This is a genomic window from Marinobacter sp., from assembly GCF_041690615.1.
Lineage (GTDB): Bacteria > Pseudomonadota > Gammaproteobacteria > Pseudomonadales > Oleiphilaceae > Marinobacter.
In genome coordinates, this window is the sequence record NZ_JAWLGY010000034.1 from 1 (window position 1) to 12,924 (window position 12,924).

A 12,924-nucleotide genomic window follows, 5' to 3' on the forward strand; every position below is an offset into this window, starting at 1 on the left:
GGCAGAATCAGCGTAGTGATCTTCTGCCGCCGCGCCGCAATCACCTTCTCCCGGATACCACCCACCGGCAACACCTGACCGGTCAGGGTCAGCTCCCCGGTCATGGCAATATTCTGGGGCGGTGCCTCCTTTCGGGCGATGGACAGCAGGGCAGTGGCCATGGTTACACCCGCACTGGGGCCGTCCTTCGGCGTCGCCCCCTCCGGCACGTGCAGGTGCACAAACGACTTGTCAAAAAACGCCGGGTCGCCCTTCAGCCGCTTCAGGTTGGAAGACACATAGCTGTAGGCAATATCCGCTGACTCCTTCATCACATCCCCCAGCTGACCGGTCAGCTTGAACCCCCGCTGGTTGCTGTGAATGCGGGACGCCTCGATACTCAGGGTGGCACCGCCCATGGCCGTCCAGGCGAGACCCGTTACCACGCCAACGCCCTTCAGCGCCTTCTCCTTTCGGAAAGCCGGCTGGCCCAGATAGGCTTCCAGGTCAGACACGCCCACCCGAACCGGCTTGTCCGGGGTCTCCAGCAGCTTCACAATGCCCTTGCGGATAATCTTGTGCAGCTGCTTCTCCAGGTTCCGCACACCGGACTCCCGAGCGTAGCCCTCAATCACCTGCCGCAGGGCCGCGTCGGTAATGTTGAGCTGCTTCTTCAGCAACCCGGCCCGCTTCAGCAGGCGTGGCAGCAGGTGATGCTTGGCAATGGCCAGCTTTTCCTCGGTGATGTAACCGGACAGGCGGATGGTATCCATCCGGTCCAGCAGCGGCCGCGGAATGGTGTCCAGCTGGTTGGCGGTACAGATAAACAGCACCTTGGACAGGTCCAGCCGCACGTCCAGGTAGTGATCGAGGAACTCCCGGTTCTGCTCCGGGTCCAGGGTCTCCAGCAGGGCGGAGGCCGGGTCACCCTGGAACGAGGAGCCGATCTTGTCGATCTCGTCCAGCATGATCACCGGGTTGGATACCTTCGCATCCTTGAGTGCCTGCACGAACTTGCCGGGCATGGCGCCGATGTAGGTGCGGCGATGGCCCTTGATCTCGGCCTCGTCACGCATGCCGCCGAGGCTGAATCGGTAGAATTCGCGGCCGAGCGCGTCAGCAACAGACCGACCAATGGACGTCTTGCCCACACCGGGCGGCCCTACCAGCAACAGGATGGAGCCGGAAATCTCGCCCTTGAAGGAGCCTTCCGCCAGGAACTCCACAATACGGTCCTTCACATCGTTGAGGCCGTCGTGCTCCTTGTCCAGCACCTCCCGGGCGTGGTTCAGGTCGAAGTGGTCCTGCGAGGTGATGCCCCAGGGCACCTGGGTAATCCAGTCCAGGTAGTTGCGGGTAACGCCGTACTCCGGGGAGCCCTGTTCCAGCACCTGCAGCTTCTGCAGTTCCTCCTCGAACTTTGCCTGTACGTCCTCGTTGGGTTCGAGCTTGTCCATACGGGCCTGGAAGCGCTCGATATCGGCGGTCTTGTCGTCCTTGGCCATGCCCAGCTCCCGCTGGATGACCTTTAGCTGCTCCCTCAGGAAAAACTCCCGCTGGTGCTTCTGAACCTTGTCGTTCACTTCCTCGTTGATCTCCGCCTGCAGGCGGGCCACTTCCTGCTCCTTGCGCATCAGCATCAGTACCTTTTCCATGCGGCGGAGCAGGGGGACCGTGTCCAGTACATCCTGCAATTCACGGCCCGGTGCACTGGTCATGGAAGCTCCGAAGTCAGCGAGCGGGGAGCTGTCATCCGGCCCGAACCGGGACAGGTATTGCTTCACATCCTCGCCATACAACGGATTGGAGCGGAGCAGCTCCTTGATGGCACTGATAATGGCCAGGGTGTAGGCCTTGAGTTCATCCGCCGGTTCCTCCGGCTCTTCGGGATACTCCACCTCCACCAGGTAGGGCGGCTTGCGGCGCAGCCACTGGGTGATGCGGAAGCGGGTCAGGCCCTGGGCGATGAACTGGACCTTGCCGCTGTCCTGCTGGGCATGGTGAACCCGAACCGCGCAGCCCATGGTTTCCAGCTCTTCACTGCCGGGAATGTTTTGCTCCGGGTCCGGGTCTTCCACGTAACAGATGCCCAGCATGTGGTGTTCGGTGTCGCCCACTCGCTTGAGGGTTTCCTGCCAGGGATCCTGGTTGACCATGACCGGCTGCACCTGGGCCGGGAAGAACGGCCGGTTGGACACCGGAATTACATACATACGGCGTGGCCGGGCCTCTCCGGGCAGGATCAGGCTCTTGCCGCTGTTCTCTTCCGTGCCGATGTATTCGGTGATGTCTTCCTGTTCCGGTGCCTCGTTACGATTTTCGTCGGCCATGGTGTCCTCATAGTCTCTGTGGCAGAGGGCCGGTAAGCGGGTGCCAACCGGTGTACGGGTACTTCAACCCGTGGGGTACTTCCAGCTATGTAGCGGCGGCGATCAGGAATTCAAGGCTTTAGACGCGCGATGCTTTCTGCCCCGTCGTCTTCTGGCGTATTGGCTTGAATTTGGCGTCTCAGGCACCATGTAGGTCGTAATCTTCAGAACCTTCTAACCGGATCAGGACAGGTACCCGACCCATGAGCAACTCGCCGTTTATCTTTGAAGCCACCATCGACAACTTCCAGGAAAAGGTCATGGACGCGTCCGCCAACACCCCGATCCTGGTGGACGTGTGGGCCGACTGGTGTGCCCCCTGCAAGCAGCTGATGCCCATTCTGGAAAAGCTGGTGGAGGAATATAACGGTGGCTTCCTGCTGGCGAAGGTCAACGCGGACGAACAGCAGCAGCTGACCGCCAGCCTGGGTGTGCGCAGCCTGCCAACGGTGATCCTGGTCAAGAATGGCCAGGCCGTGGACGGCTTCAACAGCGCACTGCCGGAAGGGGAAGTGCGCAAGTTGCTGGAGCCTCACGTGGAGAAGGCCGAGGACCAGGAGGCACCTTACGATCAGGCCCACCGCCTGTGGGAAGAAGGTGACCTCGACGGTGCGCTGGCCATCTTCAGTCAGCTGAACCAGCAGAATCCGGACGACCTGAAAGTGCTCATCGACCTGGCCCAGATCAAGGCTGAGCAGGGCGACCTGGACACCGCTGAACAGGTGCTGGAAAGCCTGCCCCCGGAAGAGAAGCTTCAGCCCAAGGCCAAACAGCTGGCGGCACGACTGAAAATCCTCCGCCAGGCCGGCGAACTGCCCCCCATCAAAGACCTGGAAATGGCCCTGGAGCAGGACCCGAACGACCCGGATGCCCTGCACCAGCTGTCCATGCAGTACGCCCTGAATGACCGCAACGCCGAGGCCATGGACCTGCTGATTCGCCTGATGCAGACCAACGCCGGCTACAAGGATGGTATTGCCAAGACCTCACTGGTGGAGCTGTTCGAAAAGCTGGGGAACAACAACCCGGATGTGCGGACCTATCGGCGGAAGTTGTATACGCTGATGCATTAAACCGTAGCTGTGTGCTTTCCCGTACAAGCCCCTCGCCCTTGATGGGAGAGGCGTTGGGGTGAGGGTGGAGCAGGCAACGGCGGAGTAGGCCCTCGTTCACCCTCTCCCGTAGAGGGAGAGGGTATAAACGACCTCCGAGAGGGGGTGTCTCTATCCCACAAGCGGCTTCAGATACCGCCCGGTATGGGACCGCTTGTTTCTGGCCACTTCCTCAGGGGTGCCCTCGGCAATTATCTCACCGCCGCCGGAGCCGCCTTCCGGCCCCAGGTCGATGATCCAGTCGGCGGTCTTGATGACATCCAGGTTGTGCTCGATCACCACGATGGTATTGCCGTGGTCCCGCAGGCGCTGCAGTACCGTCAGCAACTGCTGGATATCGTAGAAGTGCAGGCCCGTGGTGGGCTCATCCAGGATGTACAGGGTCTTGCCGGTGTCCCGCTTTGACAGCTCCCGGGCCAGCTTCACCCGTTGGGCCTCGCCCCCGGAGAGGGTGATGGCGCTCTGGCCCAGGCGAATGTAGGACAGGCCCACGTCCATCAGGGTCTGCAGCTTGCGGGCGAGGAAGGGCACGGGGTCGAAGAACTCCCGGGCTTCTTCCACCGTCATCTGCAACACTTCGTTGATATTCTTGCCCTTGTAGCGCACTTCCAGGGTTTCCCGGTTGTAGCGCTTGCCCTTGCAAACATCGCAGGGCACGTAGATGTCCGGCAGGAAGTGCATCTCCACCTTGATCATGCCGTCGCCCTGGCAGGCCTCGCAGCGGCCGCCCTTGACGTTGAAGCTGAAGCGTCCCGGCTTGTAGCCTCGACTACGGGCTTCCTGGGTGCCGGCGAACAGCTCGCGGATGGGAGTGAAAATGCCGGTGTAGGTGGCCGGATTGGAACGCGGGGTGCGGCCGATGGGGCTCTGGTCAATGTCGATCACCTTGTCCAGGTGGTCGAGCCCCTTCAGGGTTTTGTAGGGTCCGTGGGTCAGGCTGGTCGCCTTGTTCAGTTTCGTGGCTGCCACCGGGTACAGGGTGCCGTTGATCAGGGTGGACTTGCCGGAGCCGGACACCCCGGTGATGCAGGTCATCACCCCAAGGGGCAGTTCCAGGTCCACGGATTTGAGGTTGTTGCCGGTGGCCCCGGTGAGGGTCAGGGTGTTGCCATTGCCTTCATTGCGGGTAACGGGTACCGCTATTTCCTTTGCACCGCTCAGGTATTGCCCGGTGAGGGAGTTTTCGTTGCCGATGATATCCGCCGGCGTACCCTGGGCCACCACATGGCCACCATGAACACCGGCGCCGGGGCCGATATCCAGCACATGGTCGGCGGCACGGATGGCGTCCTCATCGTGCTCCACCACAATCACCGTATTGCCCAGGTCCCGCAGGTGGGTGAGGGTGGCCAGCAGGCGGTCGTTGTCCCGCTGGTGCAGGCCGATAGAAGGCTCGTCCAGGATGTACATCACGCCCACCAGGCCGGCGCCGATCTGGCTGGCCAGGCGGATACGCTGGGCCTCGCCACCGGACAGGGTGTCGGCACTGCGCTCCAGGGTCAGGTACTCCAGCCCCACATTCACCAGGAACTGCAGGCGCTGGCGGACCTCCTTGAGGATCTTCTCGGCAATCTCGCCCTTGCGACCCGGCAGTTCCAGGCCGTGGAAATAGTTGAAGGCATCACCCACCGGCATGTAGGTGATATCCGGCAGGTTGTGCTCATCGATAAACACATGGCGGGCACTGCGACGCAGGCGTGAGCCGCCACAGTCCTTGCAGGGCTGGGTGCTCAGGTGCCGGGCAAGCTCTTCCCGCATGCTCTGGGATTCGGTTTCCCGGTAGCGGCGCTCCAGGTTCGGCAGCACCCCTTCGAACGGGTGCTCCTTCTGCATGATATGGCCCCGGGAGTTCACGTAGCGGAACGGAATATCCTCCGTGCCAGAGCCATGGAGTACGACGTTCTGAAAATCTTCCGGCAGGTCCGCGAACGGGGTATCCAGGTCAAACCCGTAGTGCTCCGCCACGCTGTTCAGCATCTGGAAGTAATACACCGCACGACGGTCCCAGCCGCGAATGGCGCCTTCGGCCAGGGTGGCCTCCGGGTTGTGTACCACCTTTTCCGGGTCGAAGAACTGGCGTACCCCCAGCCCGTCACAGGTGGGGCAGGCGCCGGCCGGGTTGTTGAAAGAGAAAATCCGGGGCTCCAGCTCACTCAGGGAGTAGCCGCACTGGGTGCAGGCATAGCGGGCGGAGAAGGTGATATCGTCTGCCTTGCCGTCCATATCCGCCACCAGGGCGATGCCGTCGGCCAGTTCAAGGGCGGTCTCGAAACTCTCTGCCAGTCGCTGCTCCAGACCTTCCTTCACCTTGAAGCGGTCCACCACTACGTCGATGGCGTGCTTCTTTTTCTTGTCCAGGGGCGGTACATCGTCGATGTCGTAGACATAGCCATCCACCCGCAGGCGGATAAAGCCCTGGCTGCGCATGGTGTCGATCACCTGCAGGTGCTCACCCTTGCGATCGCGGATCACCGGCGCCACGATCATCAGCTTGCTGCCTTCGGGCATGGCCAGCACCTGGTCCACCATCTGGCTGACGGTCTGGGCCTCCAGCGGCTGGCCGTGGTCCGGGCAGCGGGGCTCGCCGGCGCGGGCGAACAGCAGGCGCAGGTAGTCGTAGATCTCGGTGATGGTGCCCACGGTGGAACGCGGGTTGTGGGAGGTGGACTTCTGCTCGATGGAGATGGCCGGTGACAGGCCCTCGATGTGGTCCACATCCGGCTTTTCCATCATCGACAGGAACTGACGGGCGTAGGTGGACAGGGATTCCACATAGCGCCGCTGACCTTCCGCGTAGAGGGTGTCGAACGCCAGGGAGGACTTGCCGGACCCGGACAGCCCGGTAATGACAATCAGCTTGTCCCGGGGCAGTTCCACATCGATGTTCTTCAGGTTGTGCGTGCGTGCGCCTTTGACCTGGATGGTCTCCATAGTGCTCCTCTGGCGATTTCGGTTCTGACCGGAGAGTCGGGGGCGGGCAGGCGGCCCGGTTTCGTCCCGGAAAATACGCCAGTATAACGGCTTCGGGTCTGTCGCCAACCTCGAAGGGAGTTATCTGGGGGCAAAGCCGGGGATTGCCATGTCAGGGTTTCCCGAGAGGGGAGTCGGTGTCCAGCAGAATGTCCGGGGGTAAATCCTCCAGGGTGGTCGGGGTTTCGGATGGCTCGTCCGACAGGTCCACGATAATTTCCACACGCCGGTTCAGGGCGCGGTTTTCAGGGGTTGAGTTTGGCTGTCGGGAGCGGGTAGATGCCAGGCCCATAACCCGGAAACGCGTCTCATCGAGTGGTCCCGCTTCAATCAACGCATTCGCCACTGCCGCAGCCCTGTCCGCAGACAGGTTCCAGTTTGATTCGTAGCGACCACTACGGATCGGGATATTGTCCGTATGGCCCTCCACCGTCAGGTCGCCGGGAATATCGGTGAGCACCTTGCCCATCCGGTAGAGCAGGTCGACCATGGCGAAGGTCAGCTCAGCAGAGCCTGATGGAAAGGACCCCCGCTCCTCAATCCGCATTACGATCTGTCGTTTGCCGGACTGGGTCCGCACTTCCAGCTGGCCGGAGGCGATTTCCTCTCGCAGCGCATTTTTAAATAGTTCGGCGTACTGAACAACCCGTTCATTGGTGGTCTGCTCGCTGGGTTGTGTGGCAGGCTCCCGCTCAAGGAAAGGCTCTTTCCGGGTGGTGGACTGGCGCACCTCATCAAGGTCGGTGGGGTCGGGTTTGCCGGGGGTGAAGTGCTGGAATACCGGGCTGGTTCCCTGGGGGATTTCCACAGCTGGTATTTCCCGTTGCACGCCGAAGGCCTTGGCCATTTCCTGTGCGATCTGTTTGAACTTCATGGCGTCAATCTCGGAAAACGACAGCAGCAGCACGAAGAAGCACATCAGCAATGACATCAGGTCAGCAAAGGTGACCACCCAGGCCGGGGTGCCTGTGGACTCCTCCTCTGGCAGTTCATCCATGATTTCAGGCCCCGCTCTCTGCCGTAGCGTCGCGCTTGGCCGGTGGCAGGTAGCTGGACAGCATCTGTTCGATAACCCGCGGGTTCTGGCCTTGCTGGATAGCCACCAGTGCGTCGGAGACCAGTGACTGCATCCGGGCCTCTTCGGTCAGGCGCAGTTCCAGCTTGTCGGCAATCGGGTTGGCAATCATGGTCGCAATCATGGCGCCGTAAAGTGTAGTCAATAGGGCGACGGCCATCGCCGGTCCGATGGTCTTGGGGTCTTCCATGTTGGAGAGCATCTGCACCAGGCCCACGATGGTTCCGATCATGCCCATGGCAGGCGCGACATCCGCAAAGGCCCTGAAGACCTTGGTGCCCCAGCGATTGCGGTCGATGGTCAGCAGGCGCTCCTTGGTCAGAAGCTCGTTGATGACGTCCGCCTGCTGGCCATCCACCAGATGCTGGATGCCCTGGGCCAGGTAGTCTGAACTAGCCTCACGTCCCTCGAGGTTCAGTACGCCCTGTTTGCGGGCGATGTTGGCGATGTCCACCAACTCTTCGATCAGCTCTTGCGTGTCCGGCAGCTTGAAGGAAAACGCCCGCCCAGCCGCCTTCAGAGCGCCGAAGTATTGACTGAAGCTGAACTTGGCCAGCACTACCGCGAAACTGCCCAGCACCACGATCAGTACGGACGGAACATTGAGAAAAACCTCCGACGAGGCCCCAAGCACAATGGCTGTACCGATGATGGCCGCGCCGCCGACCAGTCCAATCAGAGTCGCCAGATCCATAGACGAACTTCCTGTATGAAAAAAGTGGACGAATTGTAAGCAAACTGGCCGGCAAGATACAGCTAACGAAAATCAAATACGGCGGGGTGGCGGTGACGGGTTGCCCCGGTTTGTGTGAGCCATGCTCCTCCAAACGATAAATTCACGCCCCTTATCTGTTAGACTTGCCCGCTTTGAACCTGACCGTGACCTGAAGATGAACTATTCGGAACGCCGCGCCGTTGCCGCACTTGCCTCCGTCTACGCTATGCGCATGCTGGGCCTGTTCATGGTGCTGCCGGTCTTTGCCCTGCTGGGGCCGGAGTTGACTGGCGCCACGCCGGCGCTGATCGGCCTGGCTATCGGAATTTACGGGCTTACCCAGGCCTGCCTTCAGGTGCCCTTTGGCGCCCTGTCGGACCGTCTCGGGCGCAAGCGGCTGATCTATCTCGGCCTGGTGATCTTTGCGGCGGGCAGTTTGCTGGCGGCGGCCTCGGACCATATCTATGGCGTCATCGCAGGGCGGGCCCTGCAGGGGGCCGGCGCCATCGCCAGTGTGCTGATGGCGATGGTGAGCGACCTGACCCGGGCAGAGCAGCGCACCAAGGCCATGGCCGGGATCGGGGTGACAATTGGCCTGTCGTTCTCCCTGTCACTGATCGTCGGCCCGCTGCTGGGTCAGTGGGCCGGCCTGTCCGGTATTTTCGGGCTCACCGCGGTGCTGGCCCTGGTGGCCATTGTTATTGTCTGGAAGTTGGTGCCCAATCCCCCGGCCATGGTCACCGAGGGCGAGCATCTGCCAGCCCGGGCCATGCTGGGCCAGGTGGTGGCAGACCAGCGCCTGCTGCGGCTGGATTTCGGGATATTTGCGCTGCACCTGGCGTTGACCGCGCTGTTCATCCAGGTGCCCTTGCTGCTGTCCGACAGGCTGGGGCTGCCCCAGGGGGATATGTGGTGGTTCTACCTGACGGTCATGGTGACATCGTTCTTCGCCATGGTGCCTTTCATCATTATTGGTGAAAAAAAGCAGCAGATGAAAGCCACGCTGTGCGGGGCGGTTGCCCTGCTTGCCCTGGCGACGGTGGCGCTATGGCTGTGGTCGGCTTCCCTGACGGCGGCCTGGTTCGGGCTGTTCTTCTTCTTCATGGCATTCAACCTTCTTGAGGCAAGCCTGCCGTCACTGATCAGCAAGGAGTCACCGGCCGGGGCCAGGGGTACGGCCATGGGGGTTTACTCCACATCGCAGTTTTTCGGGGCCTTTCTTGGTGGTGCCGCCGGCGGTGCGCTGGCGGGTTGGGCCGGTGCCGACGGGGTTTTCGGGCTGATGGTAATGGTACTGCTGGCCTGGCTTGTGGTGGCCGTCACCATGCCGGCCCCCCGCTATCGGGACCGGGGTGGAAACGTGGTAGAGTTAGACGCAACGGACGCTGACGAAGGAGCGTCAGACATGAACAAAGACACAGCAGGGGTGAAACATGGCACGAGGTGTTAACAAGGTCATTCTGATCGGCAACCTGGGGCAGGACCCGGAGACCCGCTATACGCCGAATGGCAACGCGGTGGTGAATCTCAACCTGGCCACCGATGAAAGCTACAAGGACCGCCAGACTGGTCAGATGGTGCCCAAGACTGAATGGCACCGTATCGTCATGTTCGGCAAGATCGCCGAAGTGGCCGGCCAGTACCTGCGCAAGGGTTCCAAGGTCTACATCGAGGGCAAGCTGCAGACCCGCAAGTGGCAGGGCCAGGACGGACAGGACCGCTACACCACCGAGGTGGTGGTGGATATTAACGGCCAGATGCAGATGCTGGACAGCCGTGGTGCCGGTGGCGGTATGGATCAGGGCGCGCCTCAGGGGCGTCCGCAGCCACAACCACAGCAAAACCAGCAGCCGCCCCAGGGCAATTATGGCGCCCAGGGAGGTCAGCAAGGTGGTGGCTATAACCAGCCAGCCGGAGGCCAGGGTAATATGCCCGAGCCGGTGGACGATTTTGATGATGATATTCCGTTCTAATCCGCCTAGGCAGGGAATTCAAGCTGGTACCGGTAAAGCCTCCACAGTTGGAGGCTTTTTCGTAACCGATTGGTCAGGACTCTAGATTTTGGGCATGCTGGAGCCTTCCTGCGGGACAGGCTTCGGTATTTACCTCAGTGCTCCTCCACCTCCGGATGATCCATTCCCAGTTCATTGATCTTCCGGGTCAGGGTATTCCTTCCCCAGCCAAGCAATATCGACGCGTCCCGCCGACGGCCGCCGGTGTGCTTGAGGGCGGTTTCGATCATGATCTTTTCGAACTCGGGCACCGCCGTGTCCAGGATGCCCTTCTTGCCCCGGCGCAGTTCATTCTCCGCCCAGTTGCGCAGGCCCTCCTGCCAGGTCTGGCCGGTGGCGGGGGTTTCCGCCTGCTGCACCAGCTCCGGTGGCAGGTCATCGATGTGAACCTCGCGACCACTGGCCATCACCGTCAACCAGCGGCAGGTATTCTCCAGCTGGCGCACGTTGCCAGGCCACGGCAGGGTGGTGAGGTATTCTTCGGCTTCCGGGCGCAGCAGCTTGGGCTCCACAGACAGCTCTTTCGCTGCGCGCTTGAGGAAGTGCTGCATCAACCGTGGGATATCCTCCCGGCGCTCCGCCAGCTTGGGCAGGTGCACGCGGATAACATTCAGCCGGTGGAAAAGATCTTCCCTGAAGGTACCAGCCTCCACCAGTTTTTCCAGGTCCTGGTGGGTGGCGGCGATGATGCGTACATCCACCTTGATGGGGGTTGTGCCGCCTACCCGGTAGAACTCTCCGTCAGCCAGTACCCGCAACAGCCTGGTCTGGGTATCGGCGGGCATATCGCCGATCTCGTCGAGGAACAGGGTGCCACCGTTGGCCTGCTCAAACCGGCCCTGACGGGCCGCACCGGCGCCGGTAAAGGCGCCTTTCTCGTGGCCAAACAGTTCCGACTCAATCAGGTCCTTGGGAATGGCCGCCATGTTCAGGGCGATAAACGGGTGGCTGGCCCGGGGGCTGTGGTTGTGGAGGGCCTGGGCTACCAGCTCCTTGCCGGTGCCGCTCTCGCCGTTGATCAGCACTGTGATATTGGAGTGGGACAGCCGGCCGATAGCCCGGAAAACCTCCTGCATGGCCGGGGCTTCGCCGATGATCTCGGCGTTACGGTGAGGTGACTCGGTACTGGGCTCTGAGGTGGCGCGGCGTTCGTGGCTGTGGGCGACGGCCCGCTTGACCAGTGCCACGGCGTCGTCCACGTCGAAGGGTTTGGGCAGGTACTCGAAGGCACCGCTCTGGTAACTGGTGACGGCGCTCTCCAGGTCGGAGTGGGCGGTCATGATGATCACCGGCACGTCCGGGTGCTGCTCAACGATTTTGGTGAGCAGGGCGATGCCATCAATGCCAGGCATGCGGATATCGCTGATGATGGCATCCGGCTCCTCATGCTCGAGGCGCATCATGACGTTATCGCCGTTCTCGAATACCCGGGGTGCCATTCCGGCCTGGGTCAGGGCGCGTTCCAGCACCCAGCGGATGCTGCGGTCATCATCGATGATCCAGACGTTTGCCGGTTGACTCATCACGCGGTCTCCTCCAGCGGCAGAAAAATAATGAAGTCGGTCTTGCCGGGCTCGCTTTCACATTCCACCAGCCCGCGATGCTGTCCGATGATGCTCTGGGTAATGGACAGCCCCAGACCGGTGCCATTCGCCCGGCCACTGATCATGGGGTAGAAAATGTTCTGCAACAGGTCCGGGGGAATGCCCGGCCCGTTGTCGATAATGTCCACCCGACACACCAGGCGGTGGCGCTTCTGGCCAATGGTGAACTGGCGCAGTACCCGGGTGCGGAAGGTAATCGTGGGCGGTTCGTCGCTGCAGGGTCCGTCCCGGTACTCAAAGGCGGCCTCCATGGCGTTGCGGGCGATGTTGAGAAACGCCTGTATCAGCTGTTCCTTGTCGCCGGGGAATTCCGGCAGGCTTATATCGTAGTCCCGGCGGAAGTTGAGTTTGCCCCGGCTCTCTGCCTCCAGCAGCGTGCGCACCCGCTCCAGAACTTCGTGGATGTTCGTTGGCGCCAGCCGCATGGCCCGGTTCGGTCCGAGCATCCGGTCCACCAGGCTTCGCAGGCGGTCCGCCTCGTCGATGATCACCTGGGTGTATTCCTTCTGGCCGGCGTCCGAGAGCTCCCGGTCCAGCAGCTGGGCGGCGCCGCGAATGCCCCCCAGCGGATTCTTGATCTCGTGGGCCATGCCCCGCACCAGAATGCGGGTGGCCTCCTGCTGGGTCAGCAGGTCCTCCTCGCGGCTGATACGTATCAGCCGGTCCCGGGGCTGGATTTCCAGCAGCAGCCGGTCCGAGCCTGCACCAAAAGGGGTCACGGAGTAGTCCACGGTTAGCCGGTTGCCCGTGGCCAGCAGGAACTCGGCTTCCCGCCGGGTATAGGTCTGACCCGTTTCCACGGCGGTCTGCAGGGTATCCAGGGACTGGTCGGTCTCCAGCAGCAGGCCGGCCAGGCGAAGCCCGCGTACCCGTAACAGACTGGTCTCCAGCATGCTCTCGGCCGCCGGGTTCAGGTAATCGATCCGCAGACTGCTGTCCACCACGATCACCGCCGTGGTGAGGTTGTCGAGAATGCTCTTGTAGTCCGTAACCGCTGCCATGAATCTCCCTCGGTTGCTGCCCTGCACGTCCGCCATCGTGGTCGGCGCCGGGGTCTGCGGCATCCACTCGTCATCGTGTGTAACGCG

9 protein-coding genes are annotated in these 12,924 nt (G+C 61.8%); 3 read left to right on the plus strand and 6 right to left on the minus strand.

Annotation, left to right across the window (positions count from 1 at the left end):
- Positions 1 to 2,309 (minus strand): endopeptidase La (lon, locus tag ACESMZ_RS16495; protein WP_372973012.1); only part of this gene is annotated, 2,309 nt, incomplete at its 3' end.
- Between the two features lie 242 nt (positions 2,310 to 2,551).
- On the opposite strand from lon, the gene ACESMZ_RS16500 reads away from it, so the two are divergent.
- Entirely contained in the window at positions 2,552 to 3,421 is an 870-nt protein-coding gene (locus ACESMZ_RS16500; RefSeq protein WP_372957536.1) for a tetratricopeptide repeat protein, read from the plus strand.
- A 150-nt stretch (positions 3,422 to 3,571) separates the two neighbouring features.
- Here ACESMZ_RS16500 and uvrA read toward each other — a convergent pair whose 3' ends face one another.
- From uvrA to pomA, 3 genes are all read right to left on the minus strand, one after another.
- A complete protein-coding gene (gene uvrA / locus ACESMZ_RS16505; RefSeq protein ID WP_372957537.1) occupies positions 3,572 to 6,391 on the minus strand; it encodes an excinuclease ABC subunit UvrA in 2,820 nt (939 codons plus the stop codon).
- 151 nt (positions 6,392 to 6,542) lie between these two features.
- Positions 6,543 to 7,427: a MotB family protein gene (locus ACESMZ_RS16510; protein ID WP_372973013.1), complete on the minus strand. Its 885-nt coding sequence runs from the start codon at positions 7,425 to 7,427 to the stop codon at positions 6,543 to 6,545.
- 4 nt (positions 7,428 to 7,431) lie between these two features.
- Positions 7,432 to 8,199: a flagellar motor protein PomA gene (pomA, locus tag ACESMZ_RS16515; protein WP_372957539.1), complete on the minus strand. Its 768-nt coding sequence runs from the start codon at positions 8,197 to 8,199 to the stop codon at positions 7,432 to 7,434.
- 196 nt (positions 8,200 to 8,395) lie between these two features.
- On the opposite strand from pomA, the gene ACESMZ_RS16520 reads away from it, so the two are divergent.
- Positions 8,396 to 9,670, plus strand: a complete 1,275-nt coding sequence (locus ACESMZ_RS16520; protein ID WP_372957540.1) for an MFS transporter — start codon at positions 8,396 to 8,398, stop codon at positions 9,668 to 9,670.
- On the plus strand, positions 9,654 to 10,193 hold the full coding sequence (ssb, locus tag ACESMZ_RS16525) for a single-stranded DNA-binding protein (protein ID WP_372957541.1): 540 nt from the start codon (positions 9,654 to 9,656) through the stop codon (positions 10,191 to 10,193). Before ACESMZ_RS16520 ends, ssb begins: the two co-directional genes overlap by 17 nt.
- A gap of 134 nt (positions 10,194 to 10,327) precedes the next feature.
- On the opposite strand, the gene ntrC is transcribed toward ssb, so the two are convergent.
- A complete protein-coding gene (ntrC, locus tag ACESMZ_RS16530; protein WP_372973014.1) occupies positions 10,328 to 11,755 on the minus strand; it encodes a nitrogen regulation protein NR(I) in 1,428 nt (475 codons plus the stop codon).
- Entirely contained in the window at positions 11,755 to 12,837 is a 1,083-nt protein-coding gene (gene glnL, locus ACESMZ_RS16535; protein WP_372957543.1) for a nitrogen regulation protein NR(II), read from the minus strand. The genes ntrC and glnL overlap by 1 nt, the downstream gene beginning before the upstream one ends.
- Positions 12,838 to 12,924 lie beyond the last annotated feature (87 nt).

What these genes read in the sequence shown, in the direction of transcription:
- ACESMZ_RS16500 (WP_372957536.1), top strand. Translation starts at nt 2,552, where the DNA reads ATGAGCAACTCGCCGTTTATCTTTGAAGCCACCATCGACAACTTCCAG.
- uvrA (WP_372957537.1), bottom strand. Translation starts at nt 6,391, where the DNA reads ATGGAGACCATCCAGGTCAAAGGCGCACGCACGCACAACCTGAAGAAC.
- ACESMZ_RS16510 (WP_372973013.1), bottom strand. Translation starts at nt 7,427, where the DNA reads ATGGATGAACTGCCAGAGGAGGAGTCCACAGGCACCCCGGCCTGGGTG.
- pomA (WP_372957539.1), bottom strand. Translation starts at nt 8,199, where the DNA reads ATGGATCTGGCGACTCTGATTGGACTGGTCGGCGGCGCGGCCATCATC.
- ACESMZ_RS16520 (WP_372957540.1), top strand. Translation starts at nt 8,396, where the DNA reads ATGAACTATTCGGAACGCCGCGCCGTTGCCGCACTTGCCTCCGTCTAC.
- ssb (WP_372957541.1), top strand. Translation starts at nt 9,654, where the DNA reads ATGGCACGAGGTGTTAACAAGGTCATTCTGATCGGCAACCTGGGGCAG.
- ntrC (WP_372973014.1), bottom strand. Translation starts at nt 11,755, where the DNA reads ATGAGTCAACCGGCAAACGTCTGGATCATCGATGATGACCGCAGCATC.
- glnL (WP_372957543.1), bottom strand. Translation starts at nt 12,837, where the DNA reads ATGGCAGCGGTTACGGACTACAAGAGCATTCTCGACAACCTCACCACG.